Below are 18385 nucleotides of genomic sequence, written 5' to 3'. Positions count from 1 at the left end.
TCAACCACGATTAACCCACTTTCGCCAGAAATCAATCAGGAAGGCCACAAGCACGGCCGCTACCAGTGGTAGCCAGAAAACCGCGCTCAGTGTGATTAACCCTAAATCCTCAGCATCGTGATCAAACTCATCCTGGCACTCGTCCCATAAGAGAAAGGCGAAAGTGATACTGGCAAACAAGGCATAAAAGCCGGTGATAATCTCCGCCATCATGCCATCACCGCCCTAACGTCGTTCGCCGGGTTTGCAGGTGACTTAAGAATCAGCTCTGCGGCAACTTTCTGGCTTGCAGCTGCTGCACCCACACTACGTGGCGCATTTACCCGAACCGCTTCAAATCCTGCATACAGGTAATGCACCATTTCCAGATCGCTGTTTGACGCGACAACCTTAATCCCACGCTCAGTCAGGCGGCGCAGCTTACGCGCCAGCCGTCCCTGGTCCATGTGCGAAAAACCACGCTCATGGTAAGCGGTGAAATTGTCGGTATCAGTCAGATAAGGCGGATCACAATAAACAACGTCATGCCCGTCCCTTACCAAATCAAGCGTTTCTGAATAGTGGGCAGTAACGAACGTTGCACGTTTCGCTTTTTCAGCAAAAGCGCGGATTTCATCAGCAGGAAAGTAGGTTTTTTTATACTTACCAAACGGAACATTGAACTGGCCACGGCGATTGTACCGGCACAGGCCATTGAAGCAGTGACGGTTCAGATAAAGAAAACGCGCCGCAGCTTCCACAGATTCAGAACCAAAGGATTTGCCGGACTGGTTGAAGGCATCACGCACCGCGTAATAGAAAACAGCGCGGCTTTCTTCATCGCCTAATGAACCGGCAGAAAATAAAGCCTCCAGCTCAATGAGCAATGCATCAGTCTGATAGGCCATTGTCTTATACAGATTAACCAGGTCAGGATTCACATCAGCGATCAGGTACTCGTCATAATCCGTATTCATCATGACAGCACAGGAACCGGCGAAAGGTTCAATCAGGCGCTTACCTTCCGGCAGATGGGGAAGCAACTGTGGCATAAGGCGGGCTTTACTGCCCACCCACTTAAGCGGAGTTTTAACGGCCATATTCAACCCCACTTAAAAGCAATTCTGATACGCCGTCAGAAATGATGTATTCCAGCACTTCAAGGGGTGACAATGGTTGAACAGACAACACTACCCAGTTATCCGTATTGGCAATGATTTCATTCACCGGCAAAACATGGGTAATAACCGCCGCCCACTCTCGCCCGGTGTAATTCCCGTGTTTCCACTCGCACAGCGAAAGAACATCACCGGTTTTATAGTTACGATCATTCTTACGCAGTTCTGCTTTTTTCTGGCCAGCGACTACTGCGTTAAGGTACTTGGGCGCGATTTTTATCGTATGAATTTTTACTGCCATGCGGCACCGCCTTTGCTGCAAATCGCCGCAGCTTCTTCGCGGATTAACTCAACGATTTCCGTTGCGCTTAAACCTTCATTGGCTGCATGGGTAGCCAGCTTATCCAGACGGGTGGAACACAGATCAGCAGCTGCGGCTTTACCTTCCTGTGTGGCTTTAGTGAGCATGGCCAGCAGGTCAGTGCCTGATTTTGTTGCGGGTAAATCCTGACGTGTCATGTGCATTTTGGTTTCCTTAAGGCAAAAGAATCCCCGGCCACTTGAACCGTGGCCAAAAATTTCAGGTTGTTAATTAGTGAAAAGCGGGTTGTACAGTGACGGCTGAATAGTTCGGTGCTGGAATAAGGTGCAGCTCGTACGTTGTCCGCCACCACTCCTGGATCAGTGCTTTAATTTCGCCAACACCCAGCGCTCCGGCCGTATAGAAAATTGCTCGGATTCCGGCCAGCGCTTCAATCTGTGCTTCTTTGCTTTCTGCCTCGCGGTACACGCAGCACCAGAAAGCGGCATTGATCGCCAGCCAGTGACGCGGGTTTGTCATGTGTTCGGTGTCATTGAAGAAAAACGGATGCAACGCAATGCGACCATTTTTACTGGTGCTTTTCTCTGCAAACGCTAAAGCGTAGTTATGCGGGACTCCCCACGCGGCCAATTCTGCCCCCAACGATTTACCCTCGACGGAAATAATGGTCATTAGTGATTCCCCTGCTGCTGCAACTTATGGACGATATGAGGCGCGATAACCATCTGCACCCCGCTACTGCTATAAATTGGATGTACTTTTTTGATCGGACGGTTCGCGGTGCGCTTCGAAAAATCGCTGTCACGTAAACTGCCGAAACCTTCAAACGTTAACCGCGCCCGTGAAATGCCTTGGCGCAGCAGAATCATGTCCCGATAGCCCAGGCGTTCATAAAGCTCACGCCAGCAGCACTTGCTTAAGTGGGCTTTAAATGCCCTAGCGCCAGAAGTAACCGCAGCGGCATGAAGCACCACGCCGCGCCACTCCGGTGTCAGGTTGTCCCACCATTCAGCGGCCTCACTGCTTTCACTGAAGTATTTGCGGCGGATCTGTTTTAAATGTTCCAGTCCGCGTTTTTGTTGTTCCTGGCTAATCGCCATAGCGCCCCCCTATCGCCCCAACCAGGTGACGGACTTTTGTAGACAAGAAACGTAAAACCATCCCGCCTTTCATTCGAACAGACTCATGCGCATTGAATTTATACGTGTGGCCAGGGTTCCAGCGCTGACCGTTCGGCAGTTCTATCCAGCCCGTTGAACCGTTTGGCCGTTGCATGGCGGGTGATTCTTTTTTCAGGTAAGTAACAAACGCTTTCATGGCGCTCCCTCACATCAAGCCGGTGGCGTTAGCCGTCACCAGATCCACCGCTGCGGCCAGAACGGGCGCAGACTGGATACGACTTTCAACGGTATAAGCCAGTACGGATAAGCTACGGATTGCATCGCGAGCGCGATCCAGAATTTGTGTACGGCGGGCGGCGGTCATAAGACCAGAAGATACGGCTTCCCCAGCAATTGCGCCCACACTGGCTGTGGCACTCAGTGCACACAGCTGCATGTTGCCTTCTGTGGCATTGTTCACCGGTACAGATGGAAGGCAGTTAATCTGCCCCAGCATCCCATCCAGTAAACGCGCATCTTCGGTGTAATCCGTGATGGCTAAAAGCTCGTCACAGGTTAAACGGTGTGGCTGTGCTGGGTTTAATTTGTTGCGCAGGATCTGCGGCCTCATACCAACGGCAGCGGCTATATCTTCCAAGTTGTGCGAGTGCGCAAACGCCCGGCAAGCTGCATCAAAGTGAGCATGTTTAGAAGTTTGATAATCAAACATTGTCAGCCCCATCCTAAAGAAACAGAATTGATAGCGAAAAGTCACTATTCGTGACTTTTATTTGCCGTTCACCCAATCGAACCAATCGACATAGACATGATCTTTCGGCTTTGACTTGGGTAGGATTCGTACACGACCAATCGACACCCAATAACGACCTGTACGGATTTTGATGCCAGCGCGTTCACAAAAAGTTTTTAGCGGGACGTAACGATTTTCTGGATGTGTTGCAGCACTAGTTTTCATAAGGCAAAATCTCCTGCTCAGTTGTCACCAGCGGCTACTAGTGACAACCATTGTTAACAAACTACATTCGACAAAACATACTAACTACAAACGAAACATTGCAGAGAGTATTTTTGATTTTGTCGTTTGTCAACCACTGCGAACTACAAACATGAAAACGTACAACATCAAAACAGGCGCTCGGGAAGCAGTAGAACGAATCTGTGAAGCATATGGCTTTACATCAAGACTTCAGCTTTCCAACTACCTTGGAATGTCCGCTAGCGCTCTAAGCACTAGAATCATGCGCGATAATTTTCCTGCGGACCTGGTCTTGCTTTGTGCTTTACAAACAGGGGCTTCTATCGAGTGGCTAACGACTGGCGAGGGTGTAAGATTCGATCCGGCAACCAGTGATACTTGTCGCATCCCAGCCTATAAAATTGATGGGGCAGATGTTGTTAGGCAGGCCTCTTTCCTTTTTGATAAGGCAATGCTGCCTAATTACAAAGGCGAACTCCAAATCATTACAGAAGGCAATACTAGTTACTTTATTGATGTGGCTAATCATTCTATAGCGGATGGAAAATTCCTCCTTGAATATTCCGGTGCTAAGAGCATCAAAGAGATAACCCTTCTACCAGGTAATAAATTGCGAATCGATTGGGGCAAGTATCCTTTAGATTGTGATGTTTCAGATGTGAAACTAATTGGCAAAGTGATTGCCATCTACTTGGTTAATGAGTCATGACCGTAAGAAAAACAACTGAAGGGGAATGGATTTGTGATTTGCGCCCAAACGGTGCAAAGGGGAAACGGATTCGGAAAAAATTCGCAACCAAAGGAGAGGCCTTAGCTTATGAAAAATACATATCTAGTGAATTAGAAGACAAACCCTGGTTAGGAGAAAAACAAGATAACCGCCGTCTCTCTGATTTGATTGAGCAGTGGTATTCGCTTTACGGCAGAACTCTCTCGGATGCAGACCGGATGATGTCTAAGCTCAAAGGAATTTGTGCAGGAATGGGAGATCCCATTGCATCAAATATTACGGCAGCCGATTTTAGCGCATATCGTGAAGGGAGATTAAAAGGAGAGATACCAGATATTCATGGGCGTTACATGCCTATAAAACCACAAACAGTGAATCATGAACAAAGGAATTTATCGGCGGTATTTGGAACTCTAAAAAAACTTGGGCACTGGTCTTTACCAAATCCAATTGCAGGGATCCCAACGTTCAAAGTAGACGAAAAAATGGTTACATTTCTTTATGCCCAAGAAATTAAGACACTCTTGCAATTTCTATCAGAGTCTAATAGCAAGGACGTTATGATTATTGCAAAAATTTGCTTAGCTACTGGTGCTAGATGGAGTGAAGCCGAAAATTTAGAAGGCTCTCAAATCACAGAGTATAGGATTACATATAAAAATACAAAAAGTAGAAAAGTGAGAACAGTACCTATATCTAAAGAACTGTATGATGAAATTCCGAAAAAGCGCGGGCGACTATTCACTCCATGTAGAAAAACTTTCGAGAGAGTAGTTGCAAAGGCTGGAATTGATTTACCGGAAGGACAGTGCACACACGTTCTGCGCCATACGTTCGCCAGTCACTTTATGATGAATGGTGGAAACATTCTTGTATTAAGAGAAATTCTCGGTCATTCAGATATAAAAATGACTATGATATATGCCCATTTTGCCCCTACCCATTTAGAAGATGCAATAACAAAAAACCCATTAACAATGATTAGGGATATTTAATATGCTTACTTCATTAAACAACTATATCATTACAGCCAATGTTATTTTTATAATTTTTTATCTGGCATATTTATTTAAAATAAAAGCATTTAAAATGAATGCTGAACCATTAACACACCAACCCTTATTCAAAGCTGCATTAATAATGCCAATTGTGAGTTTTACTTTATTAGGTAGTATTGTGTGGCAAGGGCATAGTTTTCAAATCGACGACGACGGCTTCAACAACTTTCTGACAATCAGTAAACTTCCACTGGCCGTACTATCGCTTTGCATTCCTTTTGGAGTAATAGTCAACAATATCCACAGAACCATTCAAACCGATAAGCAAATTAAAGAAGCTGAAAGAAAGAATATCACTGATGGATTTTACTCGCATAGAAAACATACCGTAGAAGTAATACAAAACTTAGAGTTCACCCCGATAAACATCTTAGGGGAAGAATATGAGTTACAATTTAGAAATTGCTATTCTTGTTATAGGGTGTTTTTTCCTTTCGCTACCGAATCAAAGTTGGACTTTAATGCCTCACCAACTTTCACTTCCAAACTAGAAAGGTTATGGTTAGAAATGGCAAGCTTAATCAAAAAACCTCACTTTAATGATCAGCATCATTATTATTCCCATCTTAATATCATGGAAAATGCTCTTTTCCAAATTCACCTCGCCTGTTTGTTTAAAGACTTTGACAATCAAAAAATATTTTCAATCATTTTTTTGGACAGCAAAGGTGATTCATGGGAATTAAGAACACGATTTTCCTCTGAATATTCCTTTAAAAGAAGTATTAGCGGTTACTGGCATGCATATATTTCAATAATGGAACTATTTGAATATCAATATTCCGATGAATTTAAGCAAAAGACCAGGCCAATGATAGACTACATCCTAGGGTTCGAGAAACGGTTTGAAAAATGGACTGATGGTAATGAAGTTAAGGCACCTCTCCCGCAGCTCCTGAAACTATGATCCACATTTTGTCCATCCGGGTTGTAAACGGCTGTCAATGACTGTTAACCATTGTCATATATGTTACTGTTATTCAACATAAACATATGATTTCACTAGATGGAATGGAGAATGTAGGAATTTCGGACGCGGGTTCAACTCCCGCCAGCTCCACCAATCATGATTGGACAGTGCTAGGACAGCACTAACAAAAACAGGAAGTTAGCAGTCTCAGCAGGACACCGACCAGACGGTGAGGGGACAAAAAAGGATACGCAAAGGAGCCGCGGCTCCCGAGTGACATGAAAGCCCGCTTACGCGGGCTTTTTTATGGGAGTAACGACCATGAATCAGCTTGAAGAAATCATACAGATACTCAGTTCAGGAAACGAAGGCGTAACAAACGCTCTTCTGAAAACTAAGATCCTTCTTTTTTCAATAGGCAAAAAAGAGCTTGCTGCGTGGGTCAATTATGAGATCAATGGCTATCCAGATAATGCTCAACTTCCTGACTACAGAATCGTATCCACCAGAATACTAGCGGATCTCAACAACGGGGTTCGCCACTATAATGCCTTCCCATTGCCGATCGGTTATCTTGAAGACGATGACTATGAGGATGCAACTCAAAGTGAAGTCCGGTTATCCATAAGCCAAGTAGAAAACTTAGTGCTGAATGCAGGCGATAACCATACACTTCAGCAGCCAATCCCCTTAGATATTGCATACTTAAAATACTGTAAAAGTATCGAACGGGGGTATGAAATGACTCGGTGCTATAAAGAAATCGCACTACATAATTTTGTATCAATTTTAACACAAGTTAGATCAAGGTTATTGGACTTTACCCTTGAGCTTTCAGATCATGTTGATGAAATTCCTGGAGAAAAATCAATGATGGAAAAGCTTAAAAATATTGATACCGCATCGCTATTTCATAACTCTATTTTTGGTGATAATACAGTTATTAATTTTGGTAATGAGAATAATATCTCGGTTACAAATAACATTTCAAAGAATGATCTTGAGTCGTTAAAAAAATATTTAACGGAACAAGGATTCTCTCAAGATGATGTCCGAGATTTAGAAATAGCGATTACTTCAGATGGTCCAATTGCACCCAGAAACGGAAATTATGGGCAATCCGTAAGTAACTGGCTTGCTAATGTCGTTGGAAAAGCAGCGCATGGTGCAATGGGAATAGGAATTGCCGTCGTTACAGAAGTGGCCACGTTAGCCTTAAAAAAATACTACGGCTTAGAGTAGCCGACATGGGGTGTCGGGGGTCGGAGGTTCAAATCCTCTCGTGCCGACCAAAAATCCTCTAAGAACCAGCCTGTTACGGCTGGTTTTTTTATGCCTGTTTTCTGAACGGGGAAGCAACGGGGAATTACGGGGGAATAATCCCGTCAAATGCCCCCACGGATCGCTACCACACAAAGATTAAGTAACCTTTTCACTTTCGGAATTCATCAATTCACAAAACCATCATTCCAATTTACCTTACAAGCTCCTTTTAAATCTTTAACGGTGCGCACCATTTTTTCTTACTGCCCTATACTTTCAGTCTGACATATGGCTGGAGGTTTCTATGTGTGGACGCTTTTCACAGTCAATGACGCGTGAAGATTATCTTGCCCTGCTCGCTGATGAATCAGTACGCGATATTCCATACGATCCAGAACCCATTGGAAGATTCAATGTAGCGCCAGGAACAAAAGTTCTGCTTCTGAGCGAACGTGATGAGCAGCTGCATCTTGATCCAGTGATCTGGGGATACGCCCCCGGTTGGTGGGATAAACCGCCGCTCATTAACGCACGGTCTGAAACTGCGGCCACCAGCAGAATGTTTAAACCACTCTGGCAGCATGGCCGCGCGATTTGCTTTGCTGATGGATGGTTTGAGTGGAAAAAGGAAGGGGACAAGAAGCAACCCTACTTTATTCACCGGGCAGACGGTCAGCCAATTTTTATGGCGGCGATCGGCAGCACACCATTCGAACGTGGAGATGAAGCAGAAGGTTTCCTGATAGTGACAGCTGCGGCCGACAAAGGGCTGGTAGATATACACGACAGGCGGCCTCTGGTACTTTCACCAGAAGCCGCTCGCGAATGGATGAGGCAGGACATTGGAGGGAAAGATGCTGCGGAAATTGCTGCCGACGGTTCAGTGTCGGCTGATAAATTTATATGGCATGCCGTTACACGTGCCGTCGGGAATGTGAAAAATCAGGGAGCAGATTTAATTAAGCCTGTTACTTAACCTGAAGCAGGTCCTCATAGCGGGTCGTGTATCGTGGTGAAAGCATCTCTCTCTTCATCGCCCATTGTTGCTGGATCCCCTGTCCGGCGAAATAAAGCGCCCCCTTTCCTTCCTTTGCATTCAGATGATCCAGAACTTCCATCAATTTCTCACTACCCCGGCGCGGCGCATTATCATCGAACAGATTCAACTGGGCGATGCCCTGACTGAAGAAGTCCCCCAGCATTACCCCGGCTTTCTGATATCGGTGTCCGTCTTTCCATATTGCATCCAGACTCCTCGTCGCTGCTGCAATGATATCCCGGCTGTCCTGTGTCGGGGTGAGCAGCTTCACCGACGCGCTGTTACCGTAGTACGGTTCGTTCAACGCGAAGGGTGACGTTTTAACAAAAGTAGATATGAAGCGGCAATACTGATGCTCTCCACGTAACTTTTCTGCTGCGCGCGACGCGTAACTGCAGATGGCCTGTCGCATAGCGTCATAATCCGTAACACGTTCCCCGAATGATCTGGAACAGACAATTTCCTGTTTTACGGGGGCAAACTCCTCCAGTTCAAGACAGGGTTCGCCGCGCAGTTCGCGCACCGTTCTCTCGAGGACAACATTGAAGTGCTTCCGGATAAAACGAATATCAGTATCAGCCAGATCCAGAACCGTTTTAATCCCCATTGCCTCCAGCTTTTTGCTGATACGGCGCCCTACTCCCCAGACCTCCTCCACCGGAAGTGCAGCCATCAGTTTGCGCTGGCGATCCAGGTTAGATAAGTCCACCACCCCACCCGTTTGTCTCTGCCATTTTTTGGCGGCATGATTCGCCAGTTTCGCCAGCGTCTTTGTCTGAGCAATACCAACGCCAACCGCCAGACCCGTATTTTGATAAACAGCGTCTTTTAATTCCTGCCCAAACTCCTGCAGAACCCGGCAGTTTCTTACACCTGTCAGGTCACAGAAGGCTTCATCAATTGAATATATTTCGCAGCGGGGAGACATTGCCTCCAGCGTGGACATTACTCTGCTGGACATATCTGCATAAAGCTCGTAATTGCTGCTGAAACAAACCACACCATATCGACGGAATAAGTCCTTCTGCCTGAAATACGGATCCCCCATTTTCACACCAGCTCTTTTGGCTTCAGCGTTACGGGCGATAACGCAGCCATCGTTATTTGACAGAACAACTACCGGCCTGCCTTTCAGATCTGGCCGGAATGCAGTCTCGCAACTCGCATAAAACGAGTTCACATCAACCAGGGCAAACATATCAGCTTGCCGCTTTCACGATAAACGTCACCACCCCAAAGATATCCAGCGTATCTTCGCTGTTTATCGTAATGGGTGCATAAGCATTGTTTTCAGGAACAAGCATCAGTATCGGATGTAACTGAAGACGTTTAACCGTAAACTCGCCATCGATGGCAGCGATAACAATATCTCCATGTGAAGGCTTTCTGGAACGGTCGACGACAAGCAAATCGCCATTTCCGATCCCCGCTCCAGTCATAGAATCACCAGACGACTTCACGAAATATGTTGCACATGGGTGCTGAACTAATAGCTCATTGAGATCAATACGTTGTTCAACGTAATCATGCGCTGGAGAGGGAAAACCGCATGGAACAAGATCACTAAATAAGGGAAGCGCAACTATCTGGCGCAACTCAGCTGGTGAATAAAACTTCATAATAAACTCACTCGCATTTATACTGTTTATACATACAGTATATACTGACATCAAACACAGTAAAGAGGAGTTAAAGCATGTTCGTGGAACTCGTTTATGACAAAAGGAATTTTGATGGTCTGCCTGGTGCAAAAGATATTATTCTGGGCGAATTGAGTAAGAGGGTTCACCGGATTTTCCCCGATGCTGATGTTCGGGTTAAACCGATGATGACTCTGCCGGCGATCAACACTGACGCCAGCAAACATGAGAAAGAACAGATAAGCCGAACGGTTCAGGAAATGTTTGAAGAGGCTGATATGTGGCTGGTTTCAGATTAAACGCCTTGAACCGTCATATTGCTTAAGTACAATCCGCGGTGACTGGCAATCATTCAATACTCGCACTATCGAACGTTCGCCAGTCGGCCGCAATCATGCTCTTGCATACGGCGTGGTTGCGGCAGCTGTAACTTTTACGACTGAATATCCTGCTGCTTTTGCTGGTGCTCCTGCTCAGCTTTTTCCATGGCCTCCCGTATTGCCAGTTGCTTCTGATTCCAGAGACTGTCCTCCGGCATCTGAACACGCACATCAACCCACCGACCTGCAGGAATATCAACCGGCTCGCCATCCAGCACCGTTTCAGTGAATGATCCATCGTTATTCTTAATGCCAATCAGGTTTCGCGCGAATTCCGGCGCGCAGGGGTGGGTGCGGTGATACGTTTTCAGCAGGATAGCACCGTCAGGTTTCACACTAAAATCAGCCCAGACCAGCGGCTGGTTATTGATATCCGTCGGTATCACTACACCACCATCAATCCCGCCCCAGAGCGGATCGGCGTTAAGCCCAACAACACCAAAGATCAGGTACACCCCGGTTGACTCGCGTTTTACAGTAACGCCTTCCGATTCATCATTCAGTTCTGCAGACCCGTTGCCAAATATTTTAACTATCGGTGATGCCGGTTTCAGAGCCCCGTTTGCATCAATTGTAGTGTTTGCCTGTCCCCACTGTGCAATCCATGGCGTGTCAACAGTTTGACCCGACGCTGTGTATGTCATTCTGAGGTATATTTTATTGTCGTCAGAAATAAACATCCATCTGGATACCTGACCTTCGACAAAATCGTTCTTCTCATTTCCTGAATTGTTGAAACACAGTACCCCACCATATTGTGCAGGGGTCCATTGATTATTAACAGCCTGCCAGTAACCCGTCCTGGGGGGGTAATTCTGAATATTTTTGTTAATAATGTTCGATGAGAATGAGTTCCAGATACTCGCCGCCTCTAAATTAACCCTTGCTCCGGCAGCATTATCTGAGCCCATACCGCCCTGTTTCAGGCTCAGCGGCGTGGTTAGCCCCGTTATGCTGGTTATATCGGAGTTTGCTCCGCTCCCGGCTTTCCCTTGCAGAGCCTGAGAAATATTACTCAGTGTCGCGGTAATCCCCCCCCATGCAGGTCCGCTAAACTCCGACTGGTCAGGCAGCCTTACCGTGATATTTCCCGTACCACTGAATACCTGCTGCCAGTTCTGTTTGTCGTAGTTAAGTCCGCGAAGGGCTTCTGTGTTCTGCACCACCATCGCGGCAGTCACCATATTCAGCGCCACACGGGGAACAGCATACCAAGCTAGCCCACTTTGAGTTGGCCCCGTGTAAGGACTGACGAGAGCAAGGCCCGCATTATCATCAATGGTTTCTACTGGTAACGTATACGTGACGCCACCTACCACCGAGACAATGAAATCACCGGCTTTTAAATCTGTCGTAAACGTCGTATTTGTGCCAGTAACGTAACGGTCGTTATTCGTCAGGGTTAATGTTCCTGCTGACATGGATATCTCCTGAATTCAGATAATAAAAAACCCGCCGGAGCGGGTTATTTTTTTAGTGATTCATTATGGGCAATTCGAACGGGTGAAATTATTTTTATTCACCCATCGCCAGTTAAATGGATAACCGGCCCTGTACTCAGTCTGATTAGCAACTTTTCGCACACCGTAAATGTGTACCGACTGTGGCAACCCGCCAGGCGCAAACTCAGCCTGACAAACCGGTTTCTGTTTCTCCTGAGCAGGACCTGAACACGCTGAAAGCACCAGACAGACAATTACTGGAATAATTATATTTTTCATTTCGACACCAGAGTTAATTATTTAAACAAAAAATAACCAATGGCATTGAATAATAAAAATAGTTTTAATAGATCAATATTCTAAAATTGATCGTTTAAATCGATCAGTTTAATCATATGCAGCTGTGTTTATAGCCGTTATCACAATTCCACTATTTGTCGTACCGATTGAAGAGCCGCTTGCTGTTGTTGATGTAAGTCCTTTTATTCTCGTTCCCGCACCTTCATTGAAGCAACCTGTACCCACATCCACAGACTGAATGATTGGCTGTCCACCGGGTGCCGAACCAGCATGAAGGAGAACAGATCCCAGCCCCATCGGATTTATGGCCCATTTGCCTGCCATGTATGTATCAATGTTAAGCCCACCACTTACAGCACCTGGTGAACCAATAGTTGTAAGGTCGCTTAATACCCGGGACTCATTCGTAAGTACCAGTGTCCCTTCGGCATCCCATATAGCCACCCCCCAGGCAGGAAGCGTAAGCGGATATATGGCAAAAAAATAGGCCTCAAGGACAAAAGCCGATCCCCTGTAATTAGACGCATCAACACTGAACGTATTGCCACTTTTTGAAGCTGATATCTTCGCCGGGGCGCTGGTTCGTGCAAATGCAATCCCTCCCTTCTGACCGTCGATAGTAACGGACGCCGAAGCACTGTTAAAATTCCCCCCAAAAGTTGAGTTTACCGTTACTTTTCGGTAAAGCGTCATTGGTGTGGAATCAGGCGTGATAAAAGGGTTCCCGTTAGGTAATGAAATCAATGCGCCATATTTAGCCATCTACGCAGTCTCCGCAAAAACAATTAACTGCACTTTGATTGCCGGGTAATCATTAATCCCATCACTACCTGAAGGCTGTATTGTTATGGTGTTTCCAGATGCAATAATATTTCTTTTATCTGTGTAACTTATTGTCCCTTTATCCTCCAGAGTACCAACTGCAAACCCAACCTTTAAGCCAGGCTCAAGGTTGAACTGGTAGCTTCCTGTTTTCTGACCTAAAGCAAGATCGATGATGCCCACCACGGTTACAGGTTTAATGCCATAGTTATTCGGGACGCCGTTAGCGTCCCATGTCTGAATTCCCCATGCCATCAGAATACCCCTGTTAATTTGCCAATCTGCACGCGGAGAACGCCATTGCCATCTTTAACGCTGTAATTCAGATTGGTCATTTTCGTTGCACCCTCCCCGGAAACTGCCCCATTCATTTCAAACGTTCCGTCCGATTTCATGATGGTGCCCGTTTGTCCCTGAACATAATTAGCGGAGCGCAGTTCGCCAATTTTTGCCAGCGTGATTTGGCTATACTGGATAAACGCATCGCTGATAAACACCTGACCATTAACAACAGCAAAGGGTGAATATTGCGTATCACCGCTACCACTCATCAGGACGAACTGGTTGGCGTTAAACCCGACGCGGGTGACTACCGGCTTACCCGCTTCCGCCAGCACCGCAATCGACATTCCGGCGTTATACATCACACCGTTAATCCGGACTCCTGTTTTGAGGGTGTAAATCGCAGAGGCTCCGGTAGCATCAACCACGGCAGTAAGCTTGTCCTCCAGTGCGGCAGTTACATTATTGAACTGCGCCTGCACCTGCGTCGACATTTCAGCCATGGCTTTATCCACCTGCGCAATGGTCGTTTTAACCACCAGAATATCCGCGCGTACTTCGCCGTACTGCGCCCACTGGTGTTCCACCGTTCCATGGTTGGCCAGCGCATTCTGCAACGCAGCTTCCAGGTTGGTATCAATGTCGCTTGTCAGGCGGTCACCATCGGCAGACGTCAGAAAATCATCGGCAATATCGCCCAGGTAGTCGTCAGCATTCGCGTTGGATTCACCACGAATCCAGTCGGTCCAGCCTGATTCATTACCCGTTCTGTCTACCAGCTGCGCTCGGTACCAGAATTCCTGCCCCGCTTTTAAACCAAGTTGGGTGTATTCGGCAGACGGATAAGGCACATCCGACAACAAAAGGGGATTTGAGAAATCACTGTTCGCGGTGTACTGAATTTCCGTTTTCAGCGTGTCCCCGGTGTTAGCCGGGAATCCCCAGTTCAGGCGAATCCCCCAGTTGATCGGCGTTGTCGCAAAGCCGACAGGTTTTGGCGGATTTCCCACCTTACCCGTCAGCGTTTTCTCTTCGGAGTAGCCCCAGCCAGAGGATATTTCAGCGGCATTTATTGCGCGCACGCGCACAAGGTAACGCCCGGCATAAATCCCCGGAACATCGAATGACGTGGTGGAGCTGCGCGGCACATTTACCCAGTTACCGTCATTGCGGCGCCACTGTGCCTCATAGGCGATGGCATTCTGCGCCTGGTCCCAGCTCGCACGCATGGTTTCGACGCTGATATTCTGCTGCACCACTGAAAACGAGCTGATCACAATGTTAGCCGGCGGCGACTGGTTACCCGGCGGGATTACACTCACAGGCCGCTGGTCAATGATGGCTCCGGTATCGATACGGGCATATTTATCCGGGTCATGCCATGCGCCGGTAATAGAGAAAGTGCCATCATCATTATCGGAGACGCTCACAACACGATACTGCTGGGCGTAGAGCTCGTCTGACTCAACCACCCATACAGCTTCGGCCTGTGGTGTCTCACTGTATGCCGTGGTGACTGTGACTGATTCCCCGTTAATCGCCTGAATAGTCCTGCTCTGTGACGCACCGGAGGGAAGATTGAGAATAAGGCGATCGCCTGCTGATGCATCAGCTACGCGGTCAAGTTTAATCACGCGACCGTTAACAGCACTTATGCGGCCGCCCATAACTTTGCCGGACAGAAGCTCGTCTGACACGGCGATGATGTATCCCGGTTGCGGAATGTTTCCGTCCAGGCCAACATCAAACGAAACAACGCGATCCTTATTGTTGGTGAGAATACCCCAGCGCCCCTTTCGGTTCGCTTCTGATTGCCGGGTACAGCCGATGGCTGTCATTTCCAGCTGATTAAATCCGTACCGGGCCACCAGAGGCTGCTCAAACACAGGCTCCATCGCATCCGCATAAGCGTTACCCGGATCAGACCAGGAAACCAGCGCGGTGGTATACCGCGTTTTTGTCGTGCTGCTGGAATAGGTAAAGCGTCCGTCGATAACGTTAGCGCGGGTGTAAGCGTAATCCACATCTCTCGGCATATCGGCAAGCGCAACAATCTGATCACCGCCCCAGTACGTCATACCCCGGAATATAGCCGCAAAGTCACGCAGCACAGTGTAAGCGTCATTCCTGTCCTGAACATAGACGTTACAGGTATAGCGTGGCTCTGTCCCGCTTCCACCCTTTCCATCCGGTACCGGCTGATCGCAATACTGCGATACCTGGTACAACGTCCATTTATCGATGTTGGCTGCACTCAGGCGATTACCCAGACCAAAGCGATCGGTAATAACCAGATCGTAAAATATCCACGCCGGGTTATCGGTCCAGGCCCACTTAAACGCGCCCTGCCATGTACCACTATAAGTCCGCGTATCGGGGTCATAGTTATCAGGAACTCGGATCACCCGGCCACGTGGTTCACAGGATATCTGTGGAATCGAACCATTGAACTGACTCGAGTCGAACTCGATGTACAGCAGCGCGGTGTTCGGATAGCGCAGCTTGGCATCAATCACCTCCGTGAAGCTTTGCAGCGTCATCGTGTCGCCGATCTTGGCGCTGTTTGCGTCAGCGGTAATCTTACGCAGTCGGATTGTCCAGGTGCTGCCAGCCTGCGGTAAATCAATACGGTGGCTGCGCTCATAACCAGACGTCGTTTTGCCGGTTACGCTGGTATTAAGAACGGTTTGCCAGGTCCCACCATCAGTTTGCAGGTCTATTGCATAATTGATGGAATACCCTACCAGATCGCCGTTGTCCTCCTGCTTAAACAGAGAAGGCCATTTCAGTCGCAGGCGAACGGCTGATAGTTGGGTGTTGGTGAAAGTACGCGTCCAGGCTGTTGCGCTTGATACTTCAGTTCCAACGTTGATTTCGTTTTCGGTACCGGGAATGCCCTGAATGTAATTTTGTGCCTGAGTTCCCGCGCGAAATTCCCACGTCACGCCGCTAAAGTTTTGGGAGCCATCGGAGTTTTCCAACGCCGTGCCGTCCAGGTAGATATTTTTTCCGGTTAATTGCCCTGCAAATTCCCCTTCCCCAAGCGCAACGAGGATTTTGGCCTTCGCTACAGATTGCAGATCATCAGGCTGTTCGGTAGGGGTTCGTGAACTGGAACTGCCGCCCTTGCGGCCTTTAATCGGGGTTGCTGTAGCCATATTGCGCCCATAAAAAAAGCCACCATAAGGTAGCCTGAAAGGAAGATTATTTTGTTATTGCTGGTCTTCGACGTATATACCAGCAGAGATGATCGCCCCGCCAATGCGTCTGCGACCATAAAGCAGCGGGACCGGATAACCTTGTGCGGCAGTATTTGTCACCCCACCGAAAGCATATGAAGCGTGGTTATCTGCACTTTGCTTACTGGCAAGACCTGACGGTTGAGGTGAGAGCATCTGAACAACGCCGCCAAGTGCCATTGCCGCACCAATTTTCATCATAGGCACGCCAACAGCGCCGCCCCCAAAATATGTTGCTACAGCACCAACTACAACTAAAGCTGCTCCCAATATGGTTTGTAACACGCCAGCTTTTTTACTGCCTATAACGACAGGAATAATGCGAATAACCTCACCTGAAACAGGATATCCAAGATCAGATTCACTCAGATTTTTTTTACCTTTGAACACCGCATAAGTAAGACCACGCAGCTTACTTGAATTCAGAAACTTTTCGAATCCATTAATTGTACAGCATAGGGCTCTTACTGCTTCGGATGTGCTTCCGACTAATCGATAGTGTTGTTTACCAAATGTTTTCCCAAGAACACCACCTAATTCTATTTGCGTCATAACCTCAGACATAATCGCTCCATAAAAAAAACCACCAGGAGGTGGTTTCATTGCACTGTAGTAGGTTTTATATCTACATTGGCATCATTGTCTATATATATTCTGACAGTCTTACTATCATCAGTTTTTATATTTATATAGCGTTCTTGCCTTTCAATTCCGGAGTTACACATACCTTTCCCATCAAATGTAGCTCCGACCGCCCATTCACCTGGAGGCAGATGAAAAATAGCCTTTTCCTTCTGGTTTAAAATTGCGGCTTTCTCACCGTTGATATACAAACTTGCTGCACAGCCTGCAGAGATAAATCCGCTGTCACGCACAACAGTAAGTACACCATCATTCGGATTAGTCTCTTGAAATTTATAGAGCTGATTTGCCGGAGCAAGTTTTGCTTTACTTGGAGGAACCACCTCAGTTGAACATCCAGACAATAACGCAATAGACAAGACTAAAAGTATTTTGTTCATAATCCATTCCCTGAGTAAACGTCCATAAAGGTTAGCACAGAGATTTATGCCGTAGAACCTTCATCGTCCGTTCCTGCCAGTAGCCGCCATAAGGCACACGCTGACTCAAATGGCCATAAAGATGGTGGAGTAGCATATTGCCTTCCAGCAGGATCCCTGCATGGTTCCACTTATTAGCCTGGACCTGCATGATAACCATATCACCTGGCTGCGGTACGCCACTGAATTCACGGAATCCGCATTCATACCAGCAATCGTGGTAGAAGTTTTCGGGATAACTGTCTTCCCACCAGGGATAATCCACGCGGTAATCCGTCAGCTCAATGCCGTGCGTTTGCCGGAAATAGCTCATCACCAGCCCCCAGCAATCGAAGTGACCGAGCACAAATGGGCGCTCCAGTAGCGGAAGCTCGCCCCGCGGCTGAATGGTACGCAGATCCCCCTCCGGCCAGCTGACGATGTGCCACGGAAGTAACGTAGCGTCACACTGTGCCTTATCCAGTTCGCTCGCCTGCGTCGTGGCATCCGGGTGGCTGTGGACAATGGCAATCACTGTTCCCCAGTCTTCAGCAGCGGCGTAATCTTCCGGCGACAGGTGGAAATGCTCTGTCGGATCGGTTGCCAGATTACGGCAGGGAATGTACCGCTGCACCCTGCTTTTTTGCACCACTACGCCGCAGCATTCACGCGGATATTCAGCAGCAGCATGCGCCATAATGGTGTCGATAATTTTCTGACGCAT

Annotated in this window: 25 protein-coding genes; 6 read left to right on the top strand and 19 right to left on the bottom strand. The window is 47.4% G+C overall.

The genetic code is table 11. The annotated features are described in order from the left end of the window. From OGY67_RS14810 to OGY67_RS14770, 9 genes are all read right to left on the bottom strand, one after another. The gene (locus tag OGY67_RS14810; RefSeq protein ID WP_286574096.1) at nucleotides 1-213 is read right to left on the bottom strand and encodes a hypothetical protein; all 213 of its coding nucleotides are present in this window, start codon (nucleotides 211-213) and stop codon (nucleotides 1-3) included. Continuing rightward, nucleotides 210-1079 carry a DNA adenine methylase gene (locus OGY67_RS14805; protein ID WP_286574095.1) on the bottom strand — a complete coding sequence of 290 codons (870 nt, stop codon included), beginning with the start codon at nucleotides 1077-1079 and terminating at the stop codon, nucleotides 210-212. The genes OGY67_RS14810 and OGY67_RS14805 overlap by 4 nt, the downstream gene beginning before the upstream one ends. After that, nucleotides 1069-1398 (bottom strand): DUF3850 domain-containing protein, encoded by a 330-nt coding sequence (locus OGY67_RS14800; RefSeq protein WP_114675664.1) that lies wholly within the window; start codon nucleotides 1396-1398, stop codon nucleotides 1069-1071. Before OGY67_RS14800 ends, OGY67_RS14805 begins: the two co-directional genes overlap by 11 nt. After that, complete coding sequence (locus OGY67_RS14795; RefSeq protein ID WP_032950234.1) at nucleotides 1389-1622, bottom strand: DUF2732 family protein; 234 nt, start codon at nucleotides 1620-1622, stop codon at nucleotides 1389-1391. Before OGY67_RS14795 ends, OGY67_RS14800 begins: the two co-directional genes overlap by 10 nt. A 67-nt stretch (nucleotides 1623-1689) precedes the next feature. Then, nucleotides 1690-2091 carry a hypothetical protein gene (locus OGY67_RS14790; protein ID WP_114675665.1) on the bottom strand — a complete coding sequence of 134 codons (402 nt, stop codon included), beginning with the start codon at nucleotides 2089-2091 and terminating at the stop codon, nucleotides 1690-1692. Then, the gene (locus OGY67_RS14785; protein WP_071257801.1) at nucleotides 2091-2519 is read right to left on the bottom strand and encodes a hypothetical protein; all 429 of its coding nucleotides are present in this window, start codon (nucleotides 2517-2519) and stop codon (nucleotides 2091-2093) included. The genes OGY67_RS14790 and OGY67_RS14785 overlap by 1 nt, the downstream gene beginning before the upstream one ends. Then, nucleotides 2509-2736, bottom strand: coding sequence for a phage filamentation protein Fil family protein (locus OGY67_RS14780; RefSeq protein ID WP_286574094.1), 228 nt, complete (start codon nucleotides 2734-2736; stop codon nucleotides 2509-2511). The genes OGY67_RS14785 and OGY67_RS14780 overlap by 11 nt, the downstream gene beginning before the upstream one ends. Before the next feature lie 9 nt (nucleotides 2737-2745). After that, nucleotides 2746-3249, bottom strand: coding sequence for a phage regulatory CII family protein (locus OGY67_RS14775; RefSeq protein WP_286574093.1), 504 nt, complete (start codon nucleotides 3247-3249; stop codon nucleotides 2746-2748). A 57-nt stretch (nucleotides 3250-3306) separates the two neighbouring features. Next, nucleotides 3307-3495: a hypothetical protein gene (locus tag OGY67_RS14770; protein WP_230121688.1), complete on the bottom strand. Its 189-nt coding sequence runs from the start codon at nucleotides 3493-3495 to the stop codon at nucleotides 3307-3309. A 151-nt stretch (nucleotides 3496-3646) separates the two neighbouring features. Here OGY67_RS14770 and OGY67_RS14765 point away from each other — a divergent pair, with 151 nt between their 5' ends. From OGY67_RS14765 to OGY67_RS14745, 5 genes are all read left to right on the top strand, one after another. Continuing rightward, complete coding sequence (locus OGY67_RS14765; RefSeq protein ID WP_286574092.1) at nucleotides 3647-4225, top strand: phage repressor protein CI; 579 nt, start codon at nucleotides 3647-3649, stop codon at nucleotides 4223-4225. Continuing rightward, a complete protein-coding gene (locus OGY67_RS14760) occupies nucleotides 4222-5241 on the top strand; it encodes a phage integrase (protein WP_230121690.1) in 1020 nt (339 codons plus the stop codon). Before OGY67_RS14765 ends, OGY67_RS14760 begins: the two co-directional genes overlap by 4 nt. Before the next feature lies 1 nt (nucleotide 5242). Continuing rightward, entirely contained in the window at nucleotides 5243-6211 is a 969-nt protein-coding gene (locus tag OGY67_RS14755; protein WP_286574091.1) for a hypothetical protein, read from the top strand. Nucleotides 6212-6535: 324 nt separating this feature from the next. Beyond that, a complete protein-coding gene (locus OGY67_RS14750) occupies nucleotides 6536-7456 on the top strand; it encodes an AbiTii domain-containing protein (RefSeq protein ID WP_079223055.1) in 921 nt (306 codons plus the stop codon). Between the two features lie 325 nt (nucleotides 7457-7781). Continuing rightward, nucleotides 7782-8453, top strand: a complete 672-nt coding sequence (locus OGY67_RS14745; RefSeq protein WP_048241101.1) for an SOS response-associated peptidase — start codon at nucleotides 7782-7784, stop codon at nucleotides 8451-8453. On the opposite strand, the gene OGY67_RS14740 is transcribed toward OGY67_RS14745, so the two are convergent. Both OGY67_RS14740 and OGY67_RS14735 read right to left on the bottom strand, forming a co-directional pair. Then, nucleotides 8446-9714: a Y-family DNA polymerase gene (locus tag OGY67_RS14740; RefSeq protein WP_286574090.1), complete on the bottom strand. Its 1269-nt coding sequence runs from the start codon at nucleotides 9712-9714 to the stop codon at nucleotides 8446-8448. The two genes, OGY67_RS14745 and OGY67_RS14740, sit on opposite strands and share 8 nt — an antisense overlap. 1 nt (nucleotide 9715) lies before the next feature. Beyond that, nucleotides 9716-10135: a translesion error-prone DNA polymerase V autoproteolytic subunit gene (locus tag OGY67_RS14735; protein ID WP_008784491.1), complete on the bottom strand. Its 420-nt coding sequence runs from the start codon at nucleotides 10133-10135 to the stop codon at nucleotides 9716-9718. 77 nt (nucleotides 10136-10212) lie between these two features. Between OGY67_RS14735 and OGY67_RS14730 the strand changes: the two genes are divergently transcribed. Continuing rightward, nucleotides 10213-10455, top strand: coding sequence for a DinI family protein (locus tag OGY67_RS14730; RefSeq protein ID WP_038642073.1), 243 nt, complete (start codon nucleotides 10213-10215; stop codon nucleotides 10453-10455). 134 nt (nucleotides 10456-10589) lie between these two features. Here OGY67_RS14730 and OGY67_RS14725 read toward each other — a convergent pair whose 3' ends face one another. The 8 genes from OGY67_RS14725 to OGY67_RS14690 all read right to left on the bottom strand — a co-directional run bounded on the left by OGY67_RS14725 (nucleotide 10590) and on the right by OGY67_RS14690 (nucleotide 18385). After that, the gene (locus tag OGY67_RS14725; protein ID WP_286574089.1) at nucleotides 10590-11957 is read right to left on the bottom strand and encodes a phage tail fiber protein; all 1368 of its coding nucleotides are present in this window, start codon (nucleotides 11955-11957) and stop codon (nucleotides 10590-10592) included. A 63-nt stretch (nucleotides 11958-12020) separates the two neighbouring features. Next, nucleotides 12021-12257 carry a phage exclusion lipoprotein Cor gene (gene cor / locus OGY67_RS14720; protein WP_286574088.1) on the bottom strand — a complete coding sequence of 79 codons (237 nt, stop codon included), beginning with the start codon at nucleotides 12255-12257 and terminating at the stop codon, nucleotides 12021-12023. 108 nt (nucleotides 12258-12365) lie between these two features. After that, on the bottom strand, nucleotides 12366-13040 hold the full coding sequence (locus OGY67_RS14715; protein WP_180566173.1) for a hypothetical protein: 675 nt from the start codon (nucleotides 13038-13040) through the stop codon (nucleotides 12366-12368). Then, nucleotides 13041-13355, bottom strand: a complete 315-nt coding sequence (locus OGY67_RS14710; protein ID WP_181510865.1) for a hypothetical protein — start codon at nucleotides 13353-13355, stop codon at nucleotides 13041-13043. After that, nucleotides 13355-16540, bottom strand: coding sequence for a TipJ family phage tail tip protein (locus OGY67_RS14705; RefSeq protein ID WP_286574087.1), 3186 nt, complete (start codon nucleotides 16538-16540; stop codon nucleotides 13355-13357). Before OGY67_RS14705 ends, OGY67_RS14710 begins: the two co-directional genes overlap by 1 nt. Before the next feature lie 54 nt (nucleotides 16541-16594). Continuing rightward, nucleotides 16595-17185, bottom strand: coding sequence for a tail assembly protein (locus OGY67_RS14700; RefSeq protein ID WP_048217469.1), 591 nt, complete (start codon nucleotides 17183-17185; stop codon nucleotides 16595-16597). Between the two features lie 35 nt (nucleotides 17186-17220). Continuing rightward, entirely contained in the window at nucleotides 17221-17643 is a 423-nt protein-coding gene (locus OGY67_RS14695; protein WP_003826218.1) for a hypothetical protein, read from the bottom strand. Nucleotides 17644-17674: 31 nt separating this feature from the next. Then, nucleotides 17675-18385 carry a C40 family peptidase gene (locus OGY67_RS14690; protein WP_182279951.1) on the bottom strand — a complete coding sequence of 237 codons (711 nt, stop codon included), beginning with the start codon at nucleotides 18383-18385 and terminating at the stop codon, nucleotides 17675-17677.

The organism is Citrobacter sp. Cpo015, from assembly GCF_030333035.1.
GTDB lineage: Bacteria > Pseudomonadota > Gammaproteobacteria > Enterobacterales > Enterobacteriaceae > Citrobacter > Citrobacter portucalensis.
The sequence above is the reverse complement of the archived record's forward strand: the minus strand, read 5'-3'. Positions and strand labels throughout refer to the sequence as shown.

Bases quoted from the DNA above. Each gene is read 5' to 3' on its own strand.
- OGY67_RS14810 (WP_286574096.1), bottom strand. From the start codon at position 213: ATGATGGCGGAGATTATCACCGGCTTTTATGCCTTGTTTGCCAGTATC.
- OGY67_RS14805 (WP_286574095.1), bottom strand. From the start codon at position 1,079: ATGGCCGTTAAAACTCCGCTTAAGTGGGTGGGCAGTAAAGCCCGCCTT.
- OGY67_RS14800 (WP_114675664.1), bottom strand. From the start codon at position 1,398: ATGGCAGTAAAAATTCATACGATAAAAATCGCGCCCAAGTACCTTAAC.
- OGY67_RS14795 (WP_032950234.1), bottom strand. From the start codon at position 1,622: ATGCACATGACACGTCAGGATTTACCCGCAACAAAATCAGGCACTGAC.
- OGY67_RS14790 (WP_114675665.1), bottom strand. From the start codon at position 2,091: ATGACCATTATTTCCGTCGAGGGTAAATCGTTGGGGGCAGAATTGGCC.
- OGY67_RS14785 (WP_071257801.1), bottom strand. From the start codon at position 2,519: ATGGCGATTAGCCAGGAACAACAAAAACGCGGACTGGAACATTTAAAA.
- OGY67_RS14780 (WP_286574094.1), bottom strand. From the start codon at position 2,736: ATGAAAGCGTTTGTTACTTACCTGAAAAAAGAATCACCCGCCATGCAA.
- OGY67_RS14775 (WP_286574093.1), bottom strand. From the start codon at position 3,249: ATGTTTGATTATCAAACTTCTAAACATGCTCACTTTGATGCAGCTTGC.
- OGY67_RS14770 (WP_230121688.1), bottom strand. From the start codon at position 3,495: ATGAAAACTAGTGCTGCAACACATCCAGAAAATCGTTACGTCCCGCTA.
- OGY67_RS14765 (WP_286574092.1), top strand. From the start codon at position 3,647: ATGAAAACGTACAACATCAAAACAGGCGCTCGGGAAGCAGTAGAACGA.
- OGY67_RS14760 (WP_230121690.1), top strand. From the start codon at position 4,222: ATGACCGTAAGAAAAACAACTGAAGGGGAATGGATTTGTGATTTGCGC.
- OGY67_RS14755 (WP_286574091.1), top strand. From the start codon at position 5,243: ATGCTTACTTCATTAAACAACTATATCATTACAGCCAATGTTATTTTT.
- OGY67_RS14750 (WP_079223055.1), top strand. From the start codon at position 6,536: ATGAATCAGCTTGAAGAAATCATACAGATACTCAGTTCAGGAAACGAA.
- OGY67_RS14745 (WP_048241101.1), top strand. From the start codon at position 7,782: ATGTGTGGACGCTTTTCACAGTCAATGACGCGTGAAGATTATCTTGCC.
- OGY67_RS14740 (WP_286574090.1), bottom strand. From the start codon at position 9,714: ATGTTTGCCCTGGTTGATGTGAACTCGTTTTATGCGAGTTGCGAGACT.
- OGY67_RS14735 (WP_008784491.1), bottom strand. From the start codon at position 10,135: ATGAAGTTTTATTCACCAGCTGAGTTGCGCCAGATAGTTGCGCTTCCC.
- OGY67_RS14730 (WP_038642073.1), top strand. From the start codon at position 10,213: ATGTTCGTGGAACTCGTTTATGACAAAAGGAATTTTGATGGTCTGCCT.
- OGY67_RS14725 (WP_286574089.1), bottom strand. From the start codon at position 11,957: ATGTCAGCAGGAACATTAACCCTGACGAATAACGACCGTTACGTTACT.
- cor (WP_286574088.1), bottom strand. From the start codon at position 12,257: ATGAAAAATATAATTATTCCAGTAATTGTCTGTCTGGTGCTTTCAGCG.
- OGY67_RS14715 (WP_180566173.1), bottom strand. From the start codon at position 13,040: ATGGCTAAATATGGCGCATTGATTTCATTACCTAACGGGAACCCTTTT.
- OGY67_RS14710 (WP_181510865.1), bottom strand. From the start codon at position 13,355: ATGGCATGGGGAATTCAGACATGGGACGCTAACGGCGTCCCGAATAAC.
- OGY67_RS14705 (WP_286574087.1), bottom strand. From the start codon at position 16,540: ATGGCTACAGCAACCCCGATTAAAGGCCGCAAGGGCGGCAGTTCCAGT.
- OGY67_RS14700 (WP_048217469.1), bottom strand. From the start codon at position 17,185: ATGTCTGAGGTTATGACGCAAATAGAATTAGGTGGTGTTCTTGGGAAA.
- OGY67_RS14695 (WP_003826218.1), bottom strand. From the start codon at position 17,643: ATGAACAAAATACTTTTAGTCTTGTCTATTGCGTTATTGTCTGGATGT.
- OGY67_RS14690 (WP_182279951.1), bottom strand. From the start codon at position 18,385: ATGCGTCAGAAAATTATCGACACCATTATGGCGCATGCTGCTGCTGAA.